The 20392-nt window shown below is 68.3% G+C and carries 19 protein-coding genes; 6 read left to right on the forward strand and 13 right to left on the reverse strand.

The features are described from left to right. Positions 1–55 precede the first annotated feature (55 nt). Positions 56–2620 carry a CHAT domain-containing protein gene (locus FDA38_RS06150; RefSeq protein WP_137253062.1) on the forward strand — a complete coding sequence of 855 codons (2565 nt, stop codon included), beginning with the start codon at positions 56–58 and terminating at the stop codon, positions 2618–2620. A 7-nt stretch (positions 2621–2627) separates the two neighbouring features. Here the strand turns inward: FDA38_RS06150 and FDA38_RS06155 are convergent, their stop codons facing one another. The 4 genes from FDA38_RS06155 to FDA38_RS06170 form a co-directional block, all read right to left on the reverse strand. Beyond that, the gene (locus FDA38_RS06155) at positions 2628–3098 is read right to left on the reverse strand and encodes a hypothetical protein (protein WP_137253063.1); all 471 of its coding nucleotides are present in this window, start codon (positions 3096–3098) and stop codon (positions 2628–2630) included. After that, positions 3076–3690 (reverse strand): RNA polymerase sigma factor, encoded by a 615-nt coding sequence (locus tag FDA38_RS06160; protein WP_137253064.1) that lies wholly within the window; start codon positions 3688–3690, stop codon positions 3076–3078. Before FDA38_RS06160 ends, FDA38_RS06155 begins: the two co-directional genes overlap by 23 nt. A gap of 98 nt (positions 3691–3788) precedes the next feature. Continuing rightward, positions 3789–4223, reverse strand: coding sequence for a hypothetical protein (locus FDA38_RS06165; RefSeq protein ID WP_137253065.1), 435 nt, complete (start codon positions 4221–4223; stop codon positions 3789–3791). A gap of 103 nt (positions 4224–4326) precedes the next feature. After that, a complete protein-coding gene (locus FDA38_RS06170) occupies positions 4327–4950 on the reverse strand; it encodes a TetR/AcrR family transcriptional regulator (protein ID WP_137253066.1) in 624 nt (207 codons plus the stop codon). 100 nt (positions 4951–5050) lie between these two features. On the opposite strand from FDA38_RS06170, the gene FDA38_RS06175 reads away from it, so the two are divergent. Continuing rightward, positions 5051–6529: an FAD-dependent monooxygenase gene (locus FDA38_RS06175; RefSeq protein WP_137253067.1), complete on the forward strand. Its 1479-nt coding sequence runs from the start codon at positions 5051–5053 to the stop codon at positions 6527–6529. A gap of 147 nt (positions 6530–6676) precedes the next feature. Beyond that, positions 6677–10231 (forward strand): choice-of-anchor D domain-containing protein, encoded by a 3555-nt coding sequence (locus tag FDA38_RS06180; protein WP_137253068.1) that lies wholly within the window; start codon positions 6677–6679, stop codon positions 10229–10231. On the opposite strand, the gene FDA38_RS06185 is transcribed toward FDA38_RS06180, so the two are convergent. Next, positions 10226–10984, reverse strand: a complete 759-nt coding sequence (locus FDA38_RS06185; RefSeq protein ID WP_137253069.1) for a hypothetical protein — start codon at positions 10982–10984, stop codon at positions 10226–10228. The genes FDA38_RS06180 and FDA38_RS06185 overlap by 6 nt on opposite strands. Positions 10985–11108: 124 nt before the next feature. Here FDA38_RS06185 and ppgK point away from each other — a divergent pair, with 124 nt between their 5' ends. Continuing rightward, complete coding sequence (gene ppgK, locus FDA38_RS06190) at positions 11109–11870, forward strand: polyphosphate--glucose phosphotransferase (protein ID WP_233714554.1); 762 nt, start codon at positions 11109–11111, stop codon at positions 11868–11870. Positions 11871–11885: 15 nt separating this feature from the next. Here the strand turns inward: ppgK and FDA38_RS06195 are convergent, their stop codons facing one another. From FDA38_RS06195 to nadC, 7 genes are all read right to left on the reverse strand, one after another. Further along, the gene (locus FDA38_RS06195) at positions 11886–12422 is read right to left on the reverse strand and encodes a hypothetical protein (RefSeq protein WP_137253071.1); all 537 of its coding nucleotides are present in this window, start codon (positions 12420–12422) and stop codon (positions 11886–11888) included. 28 nt (positions 12423–12450) lie between these two features. Then, positions 12451–12822 carry a roadblock/LC7 domain-containing protein gene (locus tag FDA38_RS06200; protein ID WP_137253072.1) on the reverse strand — a complete coding sequence of 124 codons (372 nt, stop codon included), beginning with the start codon at positions 12820–12822 and terminating at the stop codon, positions 12451–12453. A gap of 71 nt (positions 12823–12893) precedes the next feature. Next, positions 12894–13307 carry a roadblock/LC7 domain-containing protein gene (locus FDA38_RS06205; protein WP_137253073.1) on the reverse strand — a complete coding sequence of 138 codons (414 nt, stop codon included), beginning with the start codon at positions 13305–13307 and terminating at the stop codon, positions 12894–12896. Then, on the reverse strand, positions 13304–13855 hold the full coding sequence (locus FDA38_RS06210; RefSeq protein ID WP_170989597.1) for a GTP-binding protein: 552 nt from the start codon (positions 13853–13855) through the stop codon (positions 13304–13306). The genes FDA38_RS06205 and FDA38_RS06210 overlap by 4 nt, the downstream gene beginning before the upstream one ends. Before the next feature lie 290 nt (positions 13856–14145). Next, the gene (nadB, locus tag FDA38_RS06215; protein WP_137253075.1) at positions 14146–15666 is read right to left on the reverse strand and encodes an L-aspartate oxidase; all 1521 of its coding nucleotides are present in this window, start codon (positions 15664–15666) and stop codon (positions 14146–14148) included. Then, complete coding sequence (gene nadA, locus FDA38_RS06220; protein ID WP_137253076.1) at positions 15663–16637, reverse strand: quinolinate synthase NadA; 975 nt, start codon at positions 16635–16637, stop codon at positions 15663–15665. Before nadA ends, nadB begins: the two co-directional genes overlap by 4 nt. 52 nt (positions 16638–16689) lie before the next feature. Beyond that, complete coding sequence (nadC, locus tag FDA38_RS06225) at positions 16690–17544, reverse strand: carboxylating nicotinate-nucleotide diphosphorylase (protein ID WP_202877568.1); 855 nt, start codon at positions 17542–17544, stop codon at positions 16690–16692. A 74-nt stretch (positions 17545–17618) separates the two neighbouring features. Between nadC and FDA38_RS06230 the strand changes: the two genes are divergently transcribed. Beyond that, positions 17619–18323, forward strand: coding sequence for an NUDIX hydrolase (locus FDA38_RS06230; protein ID WP_137253078.1), 705 nt, complete (start codon positions 17619–17621; stop codon positions 18321–18323). 2 nt (positions 18324–18325) lie between these two features. Here the strand turns inward: FDA38_RS06230 and FDA38_RS43370 are convergent, their stop codons facing one another. Next, the gene (locus tag FDA38_RS43370) at positions 18326–18457 is read right to left on the reverse strand and encodes a hypothetical protein (protein ID WP_267901735.1); all 132 of its coding nucleotides are present in this window, start codon (positions 18455–18457) and stop codon (positions 18326–18328) included. Positions 18458–18880: 423 nt separating this feature from the next. On the opposite strand from FDA38_RS43370, the gene FDA38_RS06235 reads away from it, so the two are divergent. Further along, positions 18881–20248 carry a mycothione reductase gene (locus tag FDA38_RS06235; RefSeq protein WP_137253079.1) on the forward strand — a complete coding sequence of 456 codons (1368 nt, stop codon included), beginning with the start codon at positions 18881–18883 and terminating at the stop codon, positions 20246–20248. Positions 20249–20392: the final 144 nt, after the last annotated feature.

The raw sequence follows: 20392 nt of genomic DNA on the forward strand, positions 1-20392 counted from the left end.
GCACTGGAAATTGCCGTACTACGATCGGAATGGTCCGCGTGAGGGGAGGGCTGCCGTGGATGCCGACGAGCTGCACGCGCTTGCATTGTCGCGGCCCGCTGACGCCTTGAGAATCGCACGTGACGTGCTCGCGGGAACACCCTCCGACGCCGAGGCTGCTGCAGCCCACCATGCGGCGGGTCTGGTCCATCGGGATTTCGGCGATATCCGTGAGGCGGTGGCCGAGCTGAGAGCGGCGTACCGCTCGATCCGCAGGACCGCGGATCGCGATCGGGAGGCGGAGATTCTGGCGACTCTCGGGGTGGCTCTGGTGATGGGCGGTCAGACCCGCCGTGGACTGGCCGTGCTCGATGCCGTCGTACCCGGCCAGACCGGGGTTCTCGCCGGCAGGTTGTTCATCCGCCGGGGATGGGTGCTCGGAGCGGTCTTCGCGCGGTTCCCCGAAGCACTCGCAGACTTCGAGCGCGCGGTCGACGCGCTGAGCGGTACCGGCGACCTGGTCTGGGAGGCTCGCGCGTTCGGCATGCGAGCCATGGCGCTGCTGGCGATGGGAATGATCGATCCTGCCGACGACGACTACGCACGCAGCGAGGAGCTCTTCGCGAAGGCCGGTCAGGAGGTCGAGTACGCCGACGCGCGACAGGCGCGCGGCGCCGTAGCCCTCGCCCGCGGTGATCTTCCTGCCGCCTTGCAGTTCCTGGACGATGCGCAACGGATCGTCGAGGACCTCGGCGTGCTGGAGCCCGATCTGTACGCCAACAAATGCTTGGTGCTGCTGGCGGCCGGTCTGACTCGCGAGGCCCTGCTGGAGGTCAACAGCGCACTCGAGCGGAGCGAGCAGCAGGGCGGTTCGCGTGCGCGGCATGCGGAGCTGTTGATGTGTGCGGGCCTGGCGGCGCACGCGGCCGGCGCGTTCGAGCTGGCCGAGCGGCGTGACCGTGACGCGATGAGGCTGTTCGAGCGACAGCAGCGTCCGTGGTGGGCAGCAAAGGCAGAGTTGGCTCTGCTGGAGACTCGCTTCGCGAACGGCGGCCGGACTGCGCCGTTGCTTCGGGGCGGCCAACGGATCAGCGCCGTGCTCGACGAGCTCGATCGGGACCTCGCTGCCGAGGCACACCTGCTGACCGGCCGGATCGCGCTGGCACGGAAGGACAGCGCCGAAGCAGTACGCCACCTGAGCATCGCGGCCCGTGCGCGACGTGGTGGATTGCGAACTCGCGGTGCCGGCTGGCTTGCTCAAGCGCTGCTGCATCAGGACGGCGGACGGTCGCGCGGCATGCTTGGCGCGTGCCGGCAGGGCTTGAGCCTGATCGAGATCTACGTGCGGACCCTCGGCGCCACCGAGCTGCGCGCACTCGCAACAGCCCAAGGTGCGGAGCTTGCCGCCATGGCGCTTCGGTACGCCGTGGAGCGCGGCAGCGGACGTCAAGTGCTCGAGTGGAGTGAGCGTTGGCGTGCGACGGTTCTCGCGATTCCGCCGGTGCGGCCGCAAGCTGATGACGGGCTCGTCGCGGACCTGGCCGCGTTGCGTGATCTCACCCAGCGCATGGTGTCGAGCCGCGATCGCGGGCCGGGCACCAGTCAGCAACAACGCGAACGGCAACGGCTCGAGTCCGCCGTACGACAGCGGGTCCTGCTGACACCTGGGCAATTCGACGAACGGCGCGAGCGGCTCCGGATCACGGAGCTGCTGGAGAAGCTGGGTGACCGGACTCTGGTGGAGCTCGTCGACCTCGAAGACCAGTTGTACGCCGTGATCGCAGCGCACGGGCAGGTCCGGCTGCGGCCGATCGGCCCGACCGCCGTGGCCACACATGCCCTGTCTCATGCGTTGTTCGCACTCCGCCGCGAGAACGCCAGGCGTGGTCGGCACGAGCTCAAGCTCGACACCATCGGAGCCCGGCTCGAGTCAGCGTTGCTCGGCGACACGCTGCAGCATCTCGGCGACGGCGCTGTGGTCGTCGTACCGACAGGCCGGCTGCACGCGGTTCCCTGGAGCCTTCTGCCTTCGCTGCGGACCCGACCGACTTCGGTGGTTCCGTCCGCAGCGGCATGGGTACGCGCGATGCGGGCCGAGCCTCCTGCGGTGGACAGGGTCGTACTGGTCGGCGGACCGCACCTGTCGGCCGGACGAGAGGAGGTACGGCGGCTTGCCGAGCTGTACCCGGATGCCGTCGTACTCGCGGACGGCAGCGCGACGGCGGACGCCGTACTCGAAGCGATCGACGGGGCATCGCTCGTACATGTGGCGGCGCACGGCACCTTCCGCGCTGACAGTCCGCTGTTCTCCGCGATCGAACTCGATGACGGTCCGCTGACGGTGTACGACTTCGAACGCTTGAAGCGGGCGCCACACCGGATGGTGTTGTCCAGCTGCAGTTCGGCGCTCGGTGGGCCGAGTGGTGCCGACGAACTGGTGGGCCTGGTCAGTGCGCTGGTGGCGCTGGGATCAGCGGGTGTGGTGGCGAGCGTCGTACCGGTGTCCGACCCTGCGACGGTCCCGCTGATGTTGCGGCTGCACGAGCAGTTGCGGGCGGGCGACGGGCTCGCCGAAGCGCTGGCCCGGACCCATGATTCGGCCGACGCGACCTCGCAATCCTTCATCGCCCTGGGTGCGTGAGCGCCGGTCACAACTGGACCCAGTCCGTGACGACGCGTCCGGTGGCTGTGTCACAGCGCAACCGCATCGCGCCGGCGGGCAGCGCAGGCAGCTCGAAGAAGCCCGATTCGTCGACGACAACGGTCAGCGTCGTACCCTCCGCGGTTTCGACCCGTATCTCGCCTGCACTCGGCGGCAGGATCTGACCGAAGACTTCGGAGTGCACCACCTCCAGCTCCACGGACAGCGGGGTCGAGGTGAACACCAGTACGCGGTCCGCGTTCGACTCGGCCCGGACCTCGGCCAGGGCCGGGTCGGACGAGGCCATCGACGAGTCGAAGGTCAGGCTCGCCAGCAGCAGATCGTCGTCGATCGTGCGCCAGGACAGGGCGCCTTCGGCGTGCTCGGCAATCGTGTGTGCCAACGGTTCGGTGGCACGGACGGCCGCCGCGAGATCTTCGAGGAGATGGTCATCGTCATCCCAACGATGCCGTGTCATGCCGATCACCTCCTGACGGGTCGGATGCGACGTACCCTCTGACTGCTGGAGTTCTGCGGAGCCGCTCGAGCGCACGGGCCCGCGTCGGACCGATGCTGCCGACCGGGATCCCGGTGCGCCGCCGGATTTCGTCGTACGACGGTTGCGGGTCGGACATCAGCAGCAACAGCAGCTGACGTTGCCGGCTCGGCAGTTCGGCCAGCCCGGCGAGCAGCACCTGGTGTCGCTCGGACCGGACGAGTCCTTCGTCCGGATCGGGGACCTCGGCCGCGACCGGAAGCTGATCGTCGTTCAACGGGTCACTCATCCTCCGGTTGCGTTGGGAGGACAGGTAGCGGATCGACTCCCGTCGCGCGGTCGTGACCAGCCAGCCGGGGATGGCTCGCGGCTCCTGGAGGCTGTCCAGGTGCTCGACGAGCCGCAGCCAGACCGTCTGGGCCACGTCCTCGGTCTCGGCCGGCGTCAGCCGGAACCCGCGAATGACCGATACGAGCAAGGGTGCGTAGCGGTCGACGAGCTCCCGCCACGCCTGCTGATCGCCCGTGGCGGCGGCGACGACAAGTGCGGTGACTGGTGAGACATCCTGTTCCATTCCCGCTCCCGGGTTGGTACGTGATGCAGTGCGCGAGGGGTGCACGCCACCGATCCCCCCATCGATGGCGTGCGTCCGTGGGTGCCGGTTCCGCAGGCTCAGGGCTCGCGGAGCAGGAACGTCGGACCCTCGCTGAAGGCGGCCATCTCCGTCAGCACGTTCAGTGCGGTGCGGTAGGTGATGACGACGACGAGCTTGTACACGCCGGAGTCCGGCGCCTTGTCCGGCGGCAGCGTGTTCGCCGGGACGGTGATCGTCGCGGCGTACGCCGGACCGCCGTTGGCCGGCACGACCTTGCTGCCGATGAGCACCTCGGGACCGGGGCCCATCGATTCGGCGTACGCCTTGACGGTCCAGTTGCCGTCGAGCAGTACGGCGGTTGCCGGCGGCTCGACCGTCCAGTTGATCGTGACGTCGAACGGGAACTCGTCGTCGAGGACGCGGTTCGGGTTGCCGTCGTGATCGATGATCGCCACCGCGGTCACCGAGCCTTCGAGGCCGGCCAGGCCGTCGAAGTTGGGATCTGCTGTCATTTCGGGTTCCCCCCAAGTCGGCGCCCCACTCACCAGGGCGCTTCTACTTGGTCGGACCGCAGCCGGGGGCCGCCAGATACATCAATTCGCCGGGGCGAGCAGTTCAGCGGATCGCGTAGCGGCCGAGTGAGGGTTCGAGCTGGTCGAATGCCTGCTCAGCGAGGCCGGTGAGCTCGTCGATCGACTCGGCCCGGCTCTTGCCTTCGAGAGTCATCCGTAGCGCTCGCCGGAAGAGGACGCGGACCACCGCGGCGAGTTGTGCGGCGGCGACCGCGAGGCCGATCTCGTCGGGCGACGAGCCGGCCTCGGCGGCCAGCGTGTCGGCGATGGCCGCTTCCCGCTGTTCGTCGATCTCGCGGAGCCGGGCCAGCAGCGCGGGGCTGCCGGTCACCATCGTGACGAATCCGGCGCTTGCCAGCCCGACCGCCGCGTCCCGGCCGTCGAGCGCCGCGAAGTACGCACGACGGAGAGCGGCCAGCGCCGACTCTCCGCTCTCGCGCTCGGCGATCGCGACAGCCGCGAACGAGACGAGCTCGAGGTGCTGGTCGAAGACCAGGTCCTCCTTGCGCGCGAAGTAGTTGGTGACCGTCATCTTGGCGACTCCGGCCGCGTCCGCGACCTCGGCGATCGTCACCTCGTCGAAGCCGCGCTCCAGGAACAACCCCGTCGCCACGTCCGAGATCTGCCGCCTGGCCAGCTGCTTCTTCCGCTCCCGCAGTCCGGACATGAACCGCAGCTTAGCTTACTTGGGATCGACCTATAAATAGGTTTGACATAAAATTAGGTCGAGCATAGCGTTTGGCCGTACCTAGAGGGAGGAGTTTGCGATGTCTTACGAGGTGATCGTGGTCGGAGCCGGTCCGGTCGGGCTGGTGCTTGCGATCGAGCTCGAGCTCGCCGGTATCAAGCCCGTCGTCCTGGAGCGGCTGGCCGAGCCCGCTCCGCAGCGCAAGTCCCGCGGCGTCGGCCCGCTGGCCTTCGAGGCGCTCCAGCGGCGCGGGTTCGGCCCGGCCCTCGAGGCCTGCCAGCCCGAGCGGCAGGACGAGAAGAAGCGCGACCACGGCAGCGCGAAGAACCACTTCGCCTGGATCCACAAGATCGACCCGGATCTGCCGGAGGAGCCCGACCGGACCGGGCGGCTGATCTGGCAGCCGGACCTGGAGCGCATCCTCGCCGAGCGAGTCGTTGCCCTCGGCATCGACGTACGGCGTGAGTCCACGGTGACCGGACTCGTTCAGACAGCAGGGCAGGTCGCGCTCACGGTCTCCACGCCCGATGGCGAGCGGCAGCTCGAGGCGGCGTACGTCGTGGGCTGCGACGGCGGCCACAGTGCGGTCCGCAGGCTGGCCGGATTCGACTTCCCGGGCACGGATCCGATCATGACGGCCCGTCAGGCGCAGGTGCAGTTCGAGGATCCGGAGAAGCTCCCGCCGTCCGGCCGGCTCGAAGGCGGCATGCTGATCCATGGTCCGGGCGTGCTGGGCGCGTTCGACTTTCTGGAAGGGCCGGACGTTCCGCGAGGTCCGGTCACGCCTGAGGAACTGCAGGCCAGCGTACGGCGGGTCGCCGGCGTGGAGGTGACGATCACCGAGGTCAGCGACGCGCTCCGGTTCACCGACAACGCACGGCAGGCCGGCACGTACCGGATCGGCCGGGTCCTTCTCGCCGGAGACGCAGCGCACGTCCACTCGCCCAACGGCGGGCAGGGGCTCAACCTCGGCCTCACCGACGCCGTCAATCTCGACTGGAAGCTGGCGGCCGAAGTACGAGGCGATGCGCCGGAAGGGCTTCTCGACAGCTACTCCGAAGAGCGGCACCCAGCCGGCGCCGCCGTACTCGACAACACGCGTGCGCAGTCGGCCTTGATGCGTCCCGGCCCGCACGCCGACGCCCTGCGCGAGATCGTGTCCGAGCTCATGGACATCCGCGAGGTCAATCAGTACTTCGGGCGGCTCCTCGGCGGCCTCGCGACCCATTACCCGTTCTCGTACGTCAAACCCGACGACCACCAGCTGATCGGCTGCTACTGCCCCGATCTCGCCTTCGTCACGAACGGTCCGTCCCGACTCAGCAACGTCACCACCACCGGCCGCGCCGTACTCGTCACCTCGGCCGTGCCGGAGGCTGCGAACGGCTGGCGGGATCGCCTCGAGCTCGTCGAGGTCGATTCGATCGGGGACGACCGCCTGTCCGCCGTCCTGGTCCGCCCGGACGGTGTCATCGCCTGGGCCTGCGCTCCTGGCGAATCCCCGGACGAGGCCCAACTCCGGACGGCCCTGACCACTTGGCTGGGCGCCCAGGCCTGACCGGTCGCCGAGCTACCCCAGGTTGATTTCTTGCAGAGATCGATCGAGATATTGCGTGGATGTATCTGCTGCGTTACGGTCTGGCCACCCACCGTCCTATTCGGGCTGTGCGATCGACTATCCGCCCCCGTCGAGAGTGAGCAGCGCATGTTCCGGTCAATCAAGTCCTGGAGGGCTCGCGTCGGCGTGTTCGCCGCTGCCGGTGGGCTGGTCGCCGCCGGTCTTGCGGTGATCGCGCCCGTGACAGCGTGGGCAGCCGCGTCCGGCGGGGTCGGCGCGAGTTTGCCGTACGTCGAGGTGCAGGCGGAGAACGCTGCTACGAACGGGACGGTTATCGGCCCGAGTGCGGCGTACAACACGCTGGCGGCCGAGGCGTCGTACCGCAAGGCCGTCACGTTGCAGGGCACGGGCAAGTTCGTCGAGTTCACGACGCCGGCGGCGACGAACTCGATCGTCTTCCGCTACAGCATCCCGGACACCGGATCTGGGTCGGTCTACACGCCGCAGCTGTCTCTCTACGTCAACGGGACCAAGCAGCCCAACTTCACGCTGACCAACGCCTACAGCTGGTACTACGGCGGCTATCCGTTCACGAACTCGCCGGGGAGCAACCCGCACCACTTCTACGACGAGGTGCACCGGCTGTTCACGACCACCTATCCGGCGGGGACGAAGTTCCGGTTGCAGGTCGACGCCGAGGACACGGCGTCGTCGTACACGATCGACTTCGCCGACTTCGAGAACGTTGCGGGCGCGCTCAGCCAGCCGGCCGGGTCGGTCTCCGTGACGAGTCAGGGCGCGGACCCGACGGGTGCCGCGGACTCCACGAACGCGTTCAACTCGGCGATGGCCGCGGCCGGCGCGGGCGGCACCGTGTGGATCCCGGAGGGGACGTTCAAGATCCCGGGTCACCTGATCCTGAACAACATCACCTTCAAGGGCGCGGGCATGTGGCGCTCGACGGTCGTCGGCGCGGCGCCGGGTTTCTACGGCAACTACGCGCCGAACGCGAGCAGCGGCGTACATCTGTCGGACTTCGCGATCTTCGGTGACGTCCAGGAACGCAACGACGGCGCGCAGGTGAACGGCATCGGCGGCGCGCTGAACAACTCGACCGTGGACCGGGTGTGGATCGAGCACGAGAAGGTCGGCGCCTGGATGGACGGGCCGTTCACCAACCTGGTGATGAGCGGGCTGCGGATCCGGAACGTCACCGCCGACGGCGTGAACTTCCACAACGGCGTCACGAACTCCAAGGTCACCAACAGCGATCTGCGCAACCTCGGTGACGACGGCCTCGCGACCTGGGCGGAGCAGAACGCCGACGCGAACGACTCGTTCGACCACAACACCGTGCAGTACCCGATCCTCGCCAACGGCATCGCCATCTACGGCGGCCACGACAACTTCGTCACCGACAACCGGGTGATCGACGCCGGCCTCACCCAGGGCGGCGGGATCCACGTCGCGCAGCGCTTCGGTTCGACAACGCTCGGGCGGACCGACGTACTGCGGAACACGATCATCCGCTCCGGGAGCCTCGACCCGAACTGGCAGTTCGGGGTCGGCGCGCTGTGGTTCGACGCGCGCGACGGGGCGATGTCGGGCCTGACCAACGTCGACAACATCCTGATCCAGCAGAGCCCGTACGAGGCGATCCAGTTCGTGTCCGGCTCGAACATCAGCAACGTCAAGATCAACAACGCGACGATCCAGAACACCGGGACCTGGGTGGTCCAGGAACAGGTCGGCGGCTCGGCGACCATCACCAACAGCATCGCGACGGGGACACAAGCACCTGGACCGATCTACAGCTGTGGAGTCGGTTTCACCCTCACCGACGGCGGCGGCAACTCGGGCATCTTCGCGCCCGGTCAGTGCCAGAACATCACCTCGCCGGCGTTCCCGCCGTACCTGCCGGACAACGGGTCGCAGATCTCGATCAGCCCGACTGCGTTGAGCTTCGGCTCGGTCGCGACCGGCTCGACGAGTGCGGCGCAGGCGGTCACCGTGACGAACAGCGGTACAGCGGCGGCGCCCGTCAGCTCGGTCGCGGTCACCGGTGACTTCAGCCAGACCAACAACTGCGGGTCGAGCATCGCGGCCGGTGGGTCGTGCACGGTCAACGTGACCTTCAGCCCGACCGCGGCCGGCGGCCGGAACGGCAACCTGACGGTGACCGCTGCCGGGGTCGCCAGCACCGTCTCGCTCTCGGGTACGGGCGTCGCACCCGGGCCGATCCTCAACCCGAACCCGGGCAGCCTGTCCTTCCCGGACACCGTGGTCGGCAGCTCTTCGGCGACCAAGACTGCGACGATCACCAACTCCGGTACGGCGTCGGCGTCGGTCTCGGGTGTGTCCGCCACGGGCGACTACAGCCAGACCAACAACTGCTCGACACTCGCCGTCGGCGCATCCTGCACGGTCACGGTCACCTTCCGCCCGACCGCGTCCGGAGCACGGGCCGGCTCCGTGGCAGTGACCAGCAACGCGAACAACAGCCCGACGACGATTTCCCTTACCGGTAACGGCATCGGGACCGACACCAACCTCGCGCGCGGCAAGCCGGCCACGGCCAGCAGCCAGGTCAACGGCACGCAAACCCCGGCCACGGCGACCGACGGCGACGCGAACACCTATTGGGAGAGCACGAACAACGCCTTCCCGCAGTGGTTGCAGGTCGACCTCGGTACGGCGCAGAGCATCGGCAAGGTCACGCTGAAGCTGCCGCCTTCGAGCGCGTGGGGCACGCGGACGCAGACGCTGTCGGTGCAGACGAGCACGGACGGGTCGTCGTTCAGTACGCCGGTCGCGTCGGCGACGTACACCTTCACCTCGCCGGCCAACGTCGTGAACATCACCGTCCCGGCGACCAACGCCCGGTATGTGCGGGTCAACATCACCGGCAACAGCGGGTGGCCGGCCGGGCAGGTGTCGGAGTTCGAGGTGTACCCGAGCGGTGGGAGCCCGATCAACACTCCGATCCTGAGCACGAGCCCGTCGTCGCTCACCTTCGCGTCGCAGGCGCTCAACACCACAAGTGCCGCCCAGGCGGTCACCGTGACCAACACCGGCAGCCTGTCAGCCTCGGTCTCCGGCGTCACTGTCTCGGGCGACTACAGCCAGACCAACAACTGCTCGACGATCGCCGTGGGCGCGTCGTGCACGGTCAATGTCAGCTTCCGTCCGACCGCGTCCGGGAGCCGCCCGGGCACGCTGACGATCAACAGCAACGCGACCAACAGCCCGACCACGGTCACCCTGTCCGGCACCGGCGCCGGGTCCACGAACACCAACCTCGCCGCCGGCAAGCCGACCAGCGAGTCCAGCCACAACGACGTCTACCCGTCGAGCAACGTGACCGATGGCAACCAGTCGACGTACTGGGAGAGCGCGAACAACGCCTTCCCGCAGTGGGTCCAGGTTGACCTCGGCTCCGCCACCACCGCCGGCCGCATCGTCCTCCAACTCCCCGCCACCTGGGGAGCCCGCACCGAAACCCTCTCGGTCCAAGGCAGCACCAACGGCACCACCTTCACCACCGTCGCCAACTCTGCCACCTACACCCTTGCCCCCAGCAACAACAACACCGCCACCATCACCTTCACCCCCACCACCCAGCGCTACTTCCGCCTCAACCTCACCGCCAACTCCGGCTGGCCCGCCGCCCAACTCTCTGAGTTCCAGATCTGGAACTCATAGCTCAGGTCCTCCGGCTGGTTCCTCGCGAACCAGCCGGAGGAAGGCTTTGAGCCCGGCGATGACTTCCTGGTTGTCGGTGAGGCGGGTGAGGGAGTGTTCGAACTGCCGGGCATGGGCGTCTACCTTGGCGTTCAGCGCCCGGTCTCGGTCGGTCGCGCGAGTGTCGGCGACGGCCAAGGTTTGTTCTAGGTGGGTGAGCCGCTGGGCTTGTTCCGCCGACTCGTCGTTGAGGACCTCGACGTCGGACTTCAGTGTCTCCAGGCGGTGGAGTGTCTCGATCAGGTCGTCGCGGGGATGCTTGACGTCGCGCAGCATGCTGGTCATGCGGTCGCGCAGGTAGGCGAAGTACGCACCGGCCGGCCGGAAGAACGTGCTGACGAGGTAGAGCCCGGCGAGGTAGTACCCGATGGCGCCGCCCGACACCGCCGTGATGAGGGCGACGATTCCCGCGGACACGAGATGGGCGCCGATCGCGAACCAGCGCATCCGGACGGCGATACGCCGGGCTTCCGGTTCCCGTTCCGGCGGTACGTCGATACCGCGCGCGCGGCTCGTCCGGATCTCGTGGATCAGCGCCTGCGCCTGGAACGACAGGTTCCACGGCACGGTCAGCAGCAGGACCAGCCAGAGCAGGCACAGTACGGCGAGGAACAACGACAGGATCTCCTGCAGGGACACGCCGGTAACCACAACGAGCACGACGGCGACGACCGTGACCACCACTGCTCCGCACAACACCCAGACCTTCGACATGCCTGCAGCCTGCCGCCGACGGTCGCCGCGCCGGATCTGTACAACTACTCAGTCGCCGACTGTGTCCGGGGCGCATGGCAGACTGGCGATGCTTTCCGGTGCGACGGGCGAGGGGAGAGATCAGGTGCCAAGGACGAGTAGGTCGACCGCTTTCGGGGTCGATATCGGCGGCAGCGGGATCAAGGGAGCCGTCGTCGACCTGGAGAAAGGCGACCTGGCCACGGAGCGGATCAAGTACCTGACGCCCAATCCGTCCAGCCCTCGGCTTGTCGCCGAGGTCGTGGCGCGGCTGGTCGAGCAAGCCGGGTGGACCGGTGAGCTGGGTGCGACGTTCCCGGCCGTGATCCAGCACGGGGTCGCCAAGACCGCCGCGAACGTCGACAAGAGCTGGATCGGGACCGACGTCGACAAGGTCCTCACCGACAGCACCCACTGCGACGTGACCGTGCTCAACGATGCGGACGCGGCCGGCATCGCCGAGGCCCGGTTCGGCGCGGCCAAGGACGTCGACGGCGTGGTTATCCTGCTGACGTTCGGCACCGGTATCGGCAGCGCGCTGCTGCTCGACGGTCAGCTCGTGCCCAACACCGAGCTCGGTCACCTCGAGCTGGACGGGCACGACGCGGAGACGAAGGCCTCCTCGGCGGCGAAGGACAACGAGGGCCTGTCGTACAAACACTGGGCCAAGCGGGTGCAGCGCTACCTTCGGCACGTGGAGAACCTGTTCACCCCCGACCTGTTCGTGGTCGGCGGCGGGGTCAGCAGGAACGCCGAGAAGTGGGTGCCGCTGCTCGAGCTCAACACCCCGGTGAAGCCGGCCCAGCTGCTCAACAACGCCGGCATCGTCGGCGCAGCGATGGCCGCCCACGAGAAGTTCACCGAGTAGGCCGACCCCGGTCTCTCACCTGGAGAGGATGCGCAGCAGGTCTTCCAGGGCGCGACGGCGATCGTCCTCGGCCGTGGCCGCCGGAGTCGGTTCGGCGGGCGGGTCGGTCAGGGCCCACGGCGCCGGCGGCGTCTCGGGCTCCTCCGAGTCGTACCCCGGCGCCCACCGCTCATCCTCCGGATCCGGTGTCGAGTAGCCCGAATCGTCGGCGGGCACTTCTGGATAAGCGGCCGGCGGTACGGCGACCGGCTGCTCGCCGCCGAGACCCGTGTCGGCCTCCAGCGGCGTGTCCTCCCGGGAGATGCCCCGCGATCGGCGCCCCACCGGTCCGCGCTCGACGGTACGCCGGTCGACCTGTTCGAGCACGCCGCGCTCGACGAGCCGCCGTACGACGGTCTCGTCCGCGCCGGCGTCGAGCAGCTGCGGCGCGCCTCCGAACGCGGTCGCGATCAGCTTCCACTCCTCGAAGTCCAGGATCACGAAGTGGTCGGGCGTGTCCGCGCGCAGCTGGTACGGCAGCCTGGCGCCGCCCGCATCGTGATCGTCGTGCACGTGCCCCTCCTGGTGGTTCGCGGCCGGGTCAGGCGGCCAGCGCGTCGTTGTAGCGGGCCATGCCGGCACGCACGATCGCGAGGTTTGCCTGCGACCGGTCCGCGGCGAGGTAGACGAACGACGTCGGGCTGACCAGCCGGATCAGATGGATCTGGTCGGTGAGCGTGATCAGCATGTCCTCGAGCTGCATGTCGAGGTTCAGCGCGGCCATGATCTTGCGCTTCTGCTTGACCATCTCGCTGTTGTAGGCGCTCGCCGCCGACAGGTCGAAACCGTCGTTCTTCGAGTACATGCCGATCGTCATTCCCGAGTCGAGGTCGACGAGTGCCGCGGCGATGAAGCCGGGCATCGAGGCGCCGAGGTCGGCCAGGATCTGGATCGTCTGCTGCTCCGAGAGCATCGGTTCTCCTTGCGGTTGTCACGCCGGCAGCACGGTGCGGCCGGCATCGTTCGGAAGGCCCGGCTGGTGGATCAGTCGGGTTCGGTCGGGTCGGGCACGGTCTCGCCGGTGAGCTCCTGACGCAGGTCCCGGCAGGCGAGATGGATGCGCGCGATGTTCGCGCTCGCGACGGTCATGATCATCAGCACGTGCCGGTCGCCGACCGCATAGAGCAGCACGTACCCGTCGGGGCTGCGGACGGTGAGCTCGCTCAGCCGGCCCGGGCCGACGAAGTCGGCGAGCCGCTGGCCGAGCGACACCGAGGCCGCGCACACCGCCGCGGCCGCGTTGGCCTGCTCCGGGTCGAGGACATGGGCGACCGGGCGGCCGTCGGCCCCGGCCAGCAGCAGGCCGGTCACACCGGTGATCGAGCGCAGCTTGGCGTCCAGCAGATTCCGCACGGTAGCGGTGTCGCCGATGTACGGCGTGAAGGATTCGGCACTCATGCGCAGGAGCGGCTCTCGCTCCGCGCCAGCGACGTCAGCAGCGACACCAGCAGGTGCCGCGCGGAACGCTCGTCGATGACGTTGCACGGCACGACGGTGACGTCGGTCGCCAGGAATTCGCGCAGCATGTCGACCGCCACCGGTATCTCGACCCCGCGGTTGGCGCCGACGGCGAGCGCGGTGATCGGCTTGTCGTGGAAGAACGAAAGGATCCGCGCCGCGTCCGGCCAGGTCGAGGGGTTCGCGACGTCGACCAGCACCACACAGGCATCGGCGCCCTCGGCAACCACGTCCCACATGAACCGGAACCGGTCCTGGCCGGGGGTGCCGTACAGCAGCAGCCGGGTCGACAGTTGATCACCGTGTACGTCGAAATGCCCGTGCTCCAGCCCGACGGTCGTCGTCGGTTTCAGCTCTGCCTCGTCGCCCGTCGTCGCCTCCTCGGTGCCGACGACGGGGACGCCGGAGATGTGCTGGATAAAAGTCGTCTTGCCTACCCCGAAGGGGCCGGTGACAACAACTTTGAACTCGACGTCTGGGTCGCGCACCGACGAATCCCTCCCCCTGCTCCGCGGCCCGACGACGGCCGTCCAGAGTTTCCCCCACCTGCCCCGCAAAACCCCTGACACGACGGAGAGGTTAACCGCTGTACCCGGGTACGACCAGACGCCTCCACGATGTCTCGCACGAATTTCTGGTTAATCGAATCAATCGATTACTCGACGCCGATCGCGCTCGTACCGGCAGTGATAAATAGCAGAACGGAACCGTCTCGGAATAGCTCTGAATATCACCTAGGGTGAGCCGGGGAATACATTTCCTATTACTCCGGCTTTTGTTATTTTTGCGCGGCGTAGGACAGAAACATGTTGGATATTTCCGGGCTCGTCCCGGCTTCGTCGAGGCGTACGGCGATGTGGTCGTCCCACCTGTCGTCGGGGTGCGGATGGTCGGAGCGCCAGTGGCAGCCGCGGCTGTCCTGCCGGGCCGTTGCCGCCGCGACGACGGATCGTGCCACCGTCGCGAGCGGCCCGGTGCCCGCGGACCCGAGCTCGTCCGCGGCGGCGTTCAGACCGGCGCCGTCGCGACGGATACCGGCGTACTTGGTCAGGATCGTGCGGATCCGCTCCGGGTCGCGATCCTCGCCGAGTGCGAGCTCGTGCGTACGACCGCGGTCCCGCGCGGGGAGGTCGAGGGTCAGGGCCGTTGCGACCCGCCGACCGAAGACCAGACCCTCCAGCAGGCTGTTCGACGCGAGCCGGTTGGCCCCGTGTACGCCGGTCGCCGCGACCTCGCCGACGGCGTACAGGCCCGGTACCTCGGTGGCTCCGTTGCGGTCGGTCCGGACGCCGCCGCAGAGGAAGTGCTCAGCCGGCGCGACCGGAATCTGCTCGGTCAGCAGGTCCACGCCGATGCGTGCGCAGGAGGCCAGCACGGTCGGGAACCGCCGGCGCAGTACGTCGGGCGCGACCGCAGTCGCATCCAGCCAGACGTGATTGGATCCGTCCCGCCGCATCGTCGACTCGATCGCCCGCGCGACGATGTCCCGCGGGGCCAGGTCGGCCCGCGGGTGCAGTCCGTCCATGATCCGGCGGCCGTGGATGTCGCGCAGTACGGCGCCCTCGCCCCGGACCGCCTCGGTGACCAACGGCAGCTGCCCGCTGGTCTCGCCGGTGTAGAGCACGGTCGGGTGGAACTGGACGAACTCCATGTCCACCAGCGACGCGCCCGCCTGCAGCGCCAGGGCGATGCCGTCCCCGCGCACCGTCGACGGATTGGTGCTGGCCAGGTACGCGTTGCCGATACCGCCGGTGGCCAGTACGACGGCGCGCGCGTCGATCTGCTCGGTCTGCGCGCCGGTGTCGACCAGCACGCCGACGATGCTTCCGGACTCCGACTGGACCAGCCCGACGGTCCGTCCGGTCATCGTCCGTACGCCGGTCCGCTCGAGGGCGCTACGGAGCGCCCGATGCACCTCCGCACCGGTGGCGTCACCGCCGGCATGCACGATCCGAGGACGGCTGTGACCGCCCTCCAACGTCCTCGACAGCGACCCGTCCGCGTTGCGGTCGAAGCGAGCCCCGTGGGCGATCAGCTCGGCAACCCGCTGCGGTCCTTCCTCGACCAGCGCCCGGACGTTGCGGGGATCGCAGAAGCCCGCGCCGGCGACGTCGGTGTCGTGAGCGTGATCGAGCGGATCGTCCTCGCCGTACGCCGCCGAGACGCCGCCCTGCGCCCAGGGGGTGCTGCCGTCGCCCACGCTGAGCAGCAGCACCTCGCGGGTCGCCGCGAGCCCGAGCGCGGTCGACAGGCCCGCGACGCCGGAGCCGATGACGACGACGTCCACGGCGCGCGTCATCGGGCACCCGCAGGCTTGCCGATGGCAACCATCCGCTCGACCGAACGCCGGGCCCGCTCGATGGTCTCGGGCGGGAGCTGGATCTCGTCGCGTCCTTCGCGCAGGCACCGCACCAACAGCTCCGGGGTGATCATCTTCATGAACCGGCACGAGGCCTTCGGGTTCACCGGCAGGAAGTTCGTCTGCTGGTTGACCTTGCGAAGCTGGTGGAGCATGCCGATCTCGGTCGCGATCAGGGCCGTCTTCGAGGTCAGTTCGCGAGCGGTGTCCAGCATGCCGGCGGTGGACAGGATGTGGGTCCGCTCGGCCGGCAGGTCACCGACGCCCGCGAGCCAGACCGCCGACGACGCGCAGCCGCACTCGGGATGGATGAGGACCTCGGCCTCGGGATCGGCCGCCACCTGAGCGCGCAGGTCGGCCGCGGTGATGCCGGCGTGCACATGGCACTCGCCCATCCACACCTCGATGTTGTCCCGGCCGGTCTGCCGCCGGACGTGCGCGCCGAGGAACTGGTCGGGCAGGAACAGGATCGGCTGGTCGGCCGGGATCGAGTTCACCACCTCGACCGCGTTGGACGACGTACAGCAGACGTCGGCCTCGGCCTTCACCGCGGCGGTGGTGTTGACATAGGCGACGACCGCGGCGTCGGGGTGCTCGGCCTTCCAGGCCCGCAGTTGGTCGGCGTCGATGGTGTCCGCGAGCGAGCAGCCCGCTTGGGCGGTCGGAATCAGCACGGTCTTGTCCGGGCTGAGCAGTTTGGCGGTCTCCGCCATGAAGTGCACGCCGCAGAACACGATCGTGGACGCGTCCGTACTCGCCGCGATCCGCGACAGCGCGAGGGAATCGCCGACGTGGTCGGCGACGTCCTGGATCGCCGGTTCCTGGTAGTTGTGGGCGAGTACGACGGCATCCCGCTCGCGGGCGAGGCGGCGTACCTCTTCCTGCCATGTGATTGCTGTGCCAACGGTCACAACAGGTCCTTCTCTCGAGAGATTTCGCTTGGTAGGCGATAACTGGGGACGACTAAGCCACGAGCAGGCTGATGTCGAGTGCGGCGGGGGAGTGGGTCAGGGCGCCGACCGAGACGGCGTCGACACCGGTGGCGGCGACGCCGGCGATGGTGTCGAGCGTGACGGTGCCGGAGGCCTCGAGTCGTGCGTCGGAGCCGGAGGCGTTGCGCCGCTCGACGATCTGGACCATTTCCTCGGCCGACATGTTGTCGAGCAGGATCCACTCGACCCGGCAGTCCAGCGCCTGGCGGGCTTCCTCGGCGGTGGTGACCTCGACCTCGATCGCCATCGTCCGGCCTTCCGCGGTCATGCCGTCGCGCACTCGGCGGACCGCCGGGAGGACGCCGCCGGCCGCGGCGAGATGGTTCTCCTTCAGCAGCACCATCGCGGCCAGGTCGAGGCGGTGATTCGTGCCGCCTCCGCAGCCCACGGCGTACTTGTCCGTGGCCCGGAGGCCGGGCGCGGTCTTGCGGGTGTCGAGGAGCCGGACCGGGCGCGCCCCGATCGCAGCCACGAAGGCCGCCGTGAGGGTCGCGATACCGGACATCCGCTGGACGAAGTTCAGCGCCACTCGCTCGCCGGTGAGGATCGACCGTGCCGACCCGCTCAACCTTGCCAGCAGTTGCCCCGGGACGACCGGATCGCCGTCCGCGACCACGAGTTCCACCGAGACGTCGGGGTCGACGGCCGCGAACACGCCTTCTACCAGCGGAAGTCCGGCCACGCGGCCCGACTGCTTGGCGATCATGGTGGCCTCGACCCGCAGGTCTGCCGGGACACTCCATCGCGTGGTGACGTCGTCCGCCGCCTGATCCTCGGCCAGTGCGGCGAGTACTGCGGTCCGGATCGTCTCTGTCGTCAGTTGCACGGGTTCATCTCCGTCTGCGTCAGCCATGTTTTCGCCTGACAGGCGATAACTAGGTGCACGCTACCATCGGCGGCGTGCCCGCAGCCAAGAAAGGTGATCCGGTTAACTTCCCCAGTTACCCGCACGAAGCGCTCGCCATCGTTCTGTCGGTCCGCGACGGCAGGTTGTGCGTCCTGCTGTGGAAGCGCGCCCGGAGCCCGTTCCGCGGCCGCTGGGCGCTTCCCGGCGGTGGGGTCGAGCCCGCGCAGCGGCTGCGGGAGGCAATCACCGCGCACCTCGCGGCGAAGGTCGACGTACGCGACGTCGCACACCTCGAGCAGGTGGCGACGCACAGCGCGATCGACCGTGATCCGCGGGCCCGCGTGCTGGCGACGGGTTATCTCGGCCTGGTCCCGTCCGACGTACGCCCGGTACTGCCGGCCGACACGGTCTGGCACGCGGTCGACGAGCTGCCGCCGACCGCGTTCGACCATCACTTCTTCATCGAGGCCGCGGTTGCGCGGCTGCGCGCCAAGCTGTCGTACACCAACATCGGGTTCGCGCTGGCTCCGCTGGAGTTCACCATCGCCGAGCTGCGCGACCTCTTCGGCGCCGCCCTGGGCTACGAGCTCGGCGCCACCAACCTCACCCGGGTCCTGACCCGGCGGCACGTAATAGCCCCCACGAACCGCCGAGCCACCCCCGGCCAAAGCGGCGGCCGCCCCGCCACCGTCTACAAATTCGCTGCCCGCGAACTAACCGTCACAGACCCCTTCGCCGTACTCCGCCCACCCCGCTGACCTCAGCCCTGCGAAGCCTTCAACTCATCCCGATGCTTGTCGAGCCAGTCGGCGAACGACTCGAGCTCGCGGACCTTCGTCATGTCGCGGTCACCGGTGAAGCGTTGGTGGTCTTCCGCAGAGAACCGGAACATGTACGCCCTGGGCCGCTGGCGTACTCGGAATAGGTCTCTGCGGCGAGAGGTCCACGAGGGCTGTTTCCGCAGGTCAGAGGCCTAGTTCGTGGCATGGGTCGGCCCAGTTGTTCGGCGAGGTCAGCTGAGTACGATTTCGGCGTCTGCTCCGTCGCTGCTCCGTGAGTCGCGAGCGAGAAGAGCCGGCCGAGCCGCGAGTCGATGGCCGTGCGAGCGCGCTCATGCGAGGAGGGCAGGGCCGATCAGGTTTGCGCTTCGTGAGAAACGCATCGTTGAGGCACCACTGACCAGCCGGGAGTTCGAGCAGTACTTCGTCGCCAGGACAGTGCGCCTTCGCGGATTGATCAAGGAAGTCACTCTCGGCGCCCACGCCATGACGTGAACTCGACGATTACAGCAGAACGGACGATCTAGACTCCGAGGATGAGGCATCACGATGTGGTTGTCATCGGGGCCGGGTCCGGGAACATGGTTATCGGGGACTCTTTTGCCGGGCTCGATGTCGCCGTCGTGGAGGAGCGTCGGTTCGGTGGGACCTGTTTGAACTTCGGGTGTATCCCGTCCAAGATGCTTGCCTATGCGGCCGAGGTCGCAGATACCGTCCGCGGGGCAACGCGGTACGACGTCGATGCCGAGCTGCTGGGATTGCGCTGGACCGAGCTCCGGGACCGCGTCTTCAAGCGGATCGATGCGGATGAGGCGAGGGGGCGTGCTGGTCGCGAGGCGAGCGACTTCGTGACCGTGTATCCGGGACACGCTCGCTTCCTGGGGCCGAGAAGGTTGCAGATCGAGCTGGGTGCGGAGTCGGTCTCGGTGGAGGCCGATCAGATCGTGATCGCGGCCGGCGGGCGTCCGTTGGTACCGCCGCCCGTTGCGGCGTCGGGTCTGCCGTACGAGACGTCGGACACGATCATGCGGATCGACACTCCGCCGCGGCGGCTGGCGATCCTCGGAGGCGGCTACATCGCGGCCGAGTTCGCGCACGTCTTCGCTGCTGCGGGCAGCGAGATCGTCATCATCGAGCAGGCGGACCAGCTGCTCGGACCGCAGGACGAATCCGTGGCGCAGGCCTACACCGATCTTGCGCGGCATCGTTTCGAGCTGCACCTTGGTCGCGAACTGACCAAGCTGGACGGCGAACCCGGCGCGCTACTGCTGCACCTTGACGACGGTACGACGCTGACCGCGGATGCTCTCCTCGTCGCCGTGGGCCGTACGCCGAACTCGGACAAGCTGGAGCTGGCCGAGGCCGGGATCAGCACGCACGACGACGGCCGCATCGTGGTGGACAAGTACCAGCGCACCACGGTCGACGGGGTCTACGCGCTGGGCGACGTCTGCTCGGCGTACCCGCTCAAGCATGTCGCGAACCGGGAGGCCGAGGTGGTTGCGCACAACCTGCGTCATCCCGACGATCTGCGTGCGACCGACCATGAGGTAGTACCGGCGGCCGTGTTCACCGATCCGCAGGTCGCGTCGGTCGGTTCGACGGAGCAGGATCTTCGCGACGCGGGAAGAAGTTATGTTGCCGCAAGCACCCGGTTTGCCGATGTCGCGTACGGGTGGGCGATGGAGGACACGACCAGCTTCTGCAAGCTGCTCGCCGACCGTTCCACGGGCCGCCTGCTCGGCGCACACATCATTGGTCCACAGGCGGCGACGCTGATCCAGCCGCTCGTCGTGGCGATGGCACTCGACATCGATACAAAGACCCTTGCCGAGCGCCCCTATTGGATCCACCCAGCCCTCACCGAGGTGGTGAAGGAGACTCTCCGCCAACTCCCGGCTTGATGCGACTGGTGGGCACCGGATGTGAGTGAGTTCGCTCTGGGCAACGGCGTTCATCGAGAGCCACGGCGCCGAGACCGGCGCTTGGCGCGGCGAGACCGGCCATGCAGGCTCGCTGACGGCGAGCGGCTCGATTGCGTCCAGGAC

The organism is Kribbella jiaozuonensis (assembly GCF_005233875.1).
Taxonomy (GTDB): Bacteria; Actinomycetota; Actinomycetes; order Propionibacteriales; family Kribbellaceae; genus Kribbella; species Kribbella jiaozuonensis.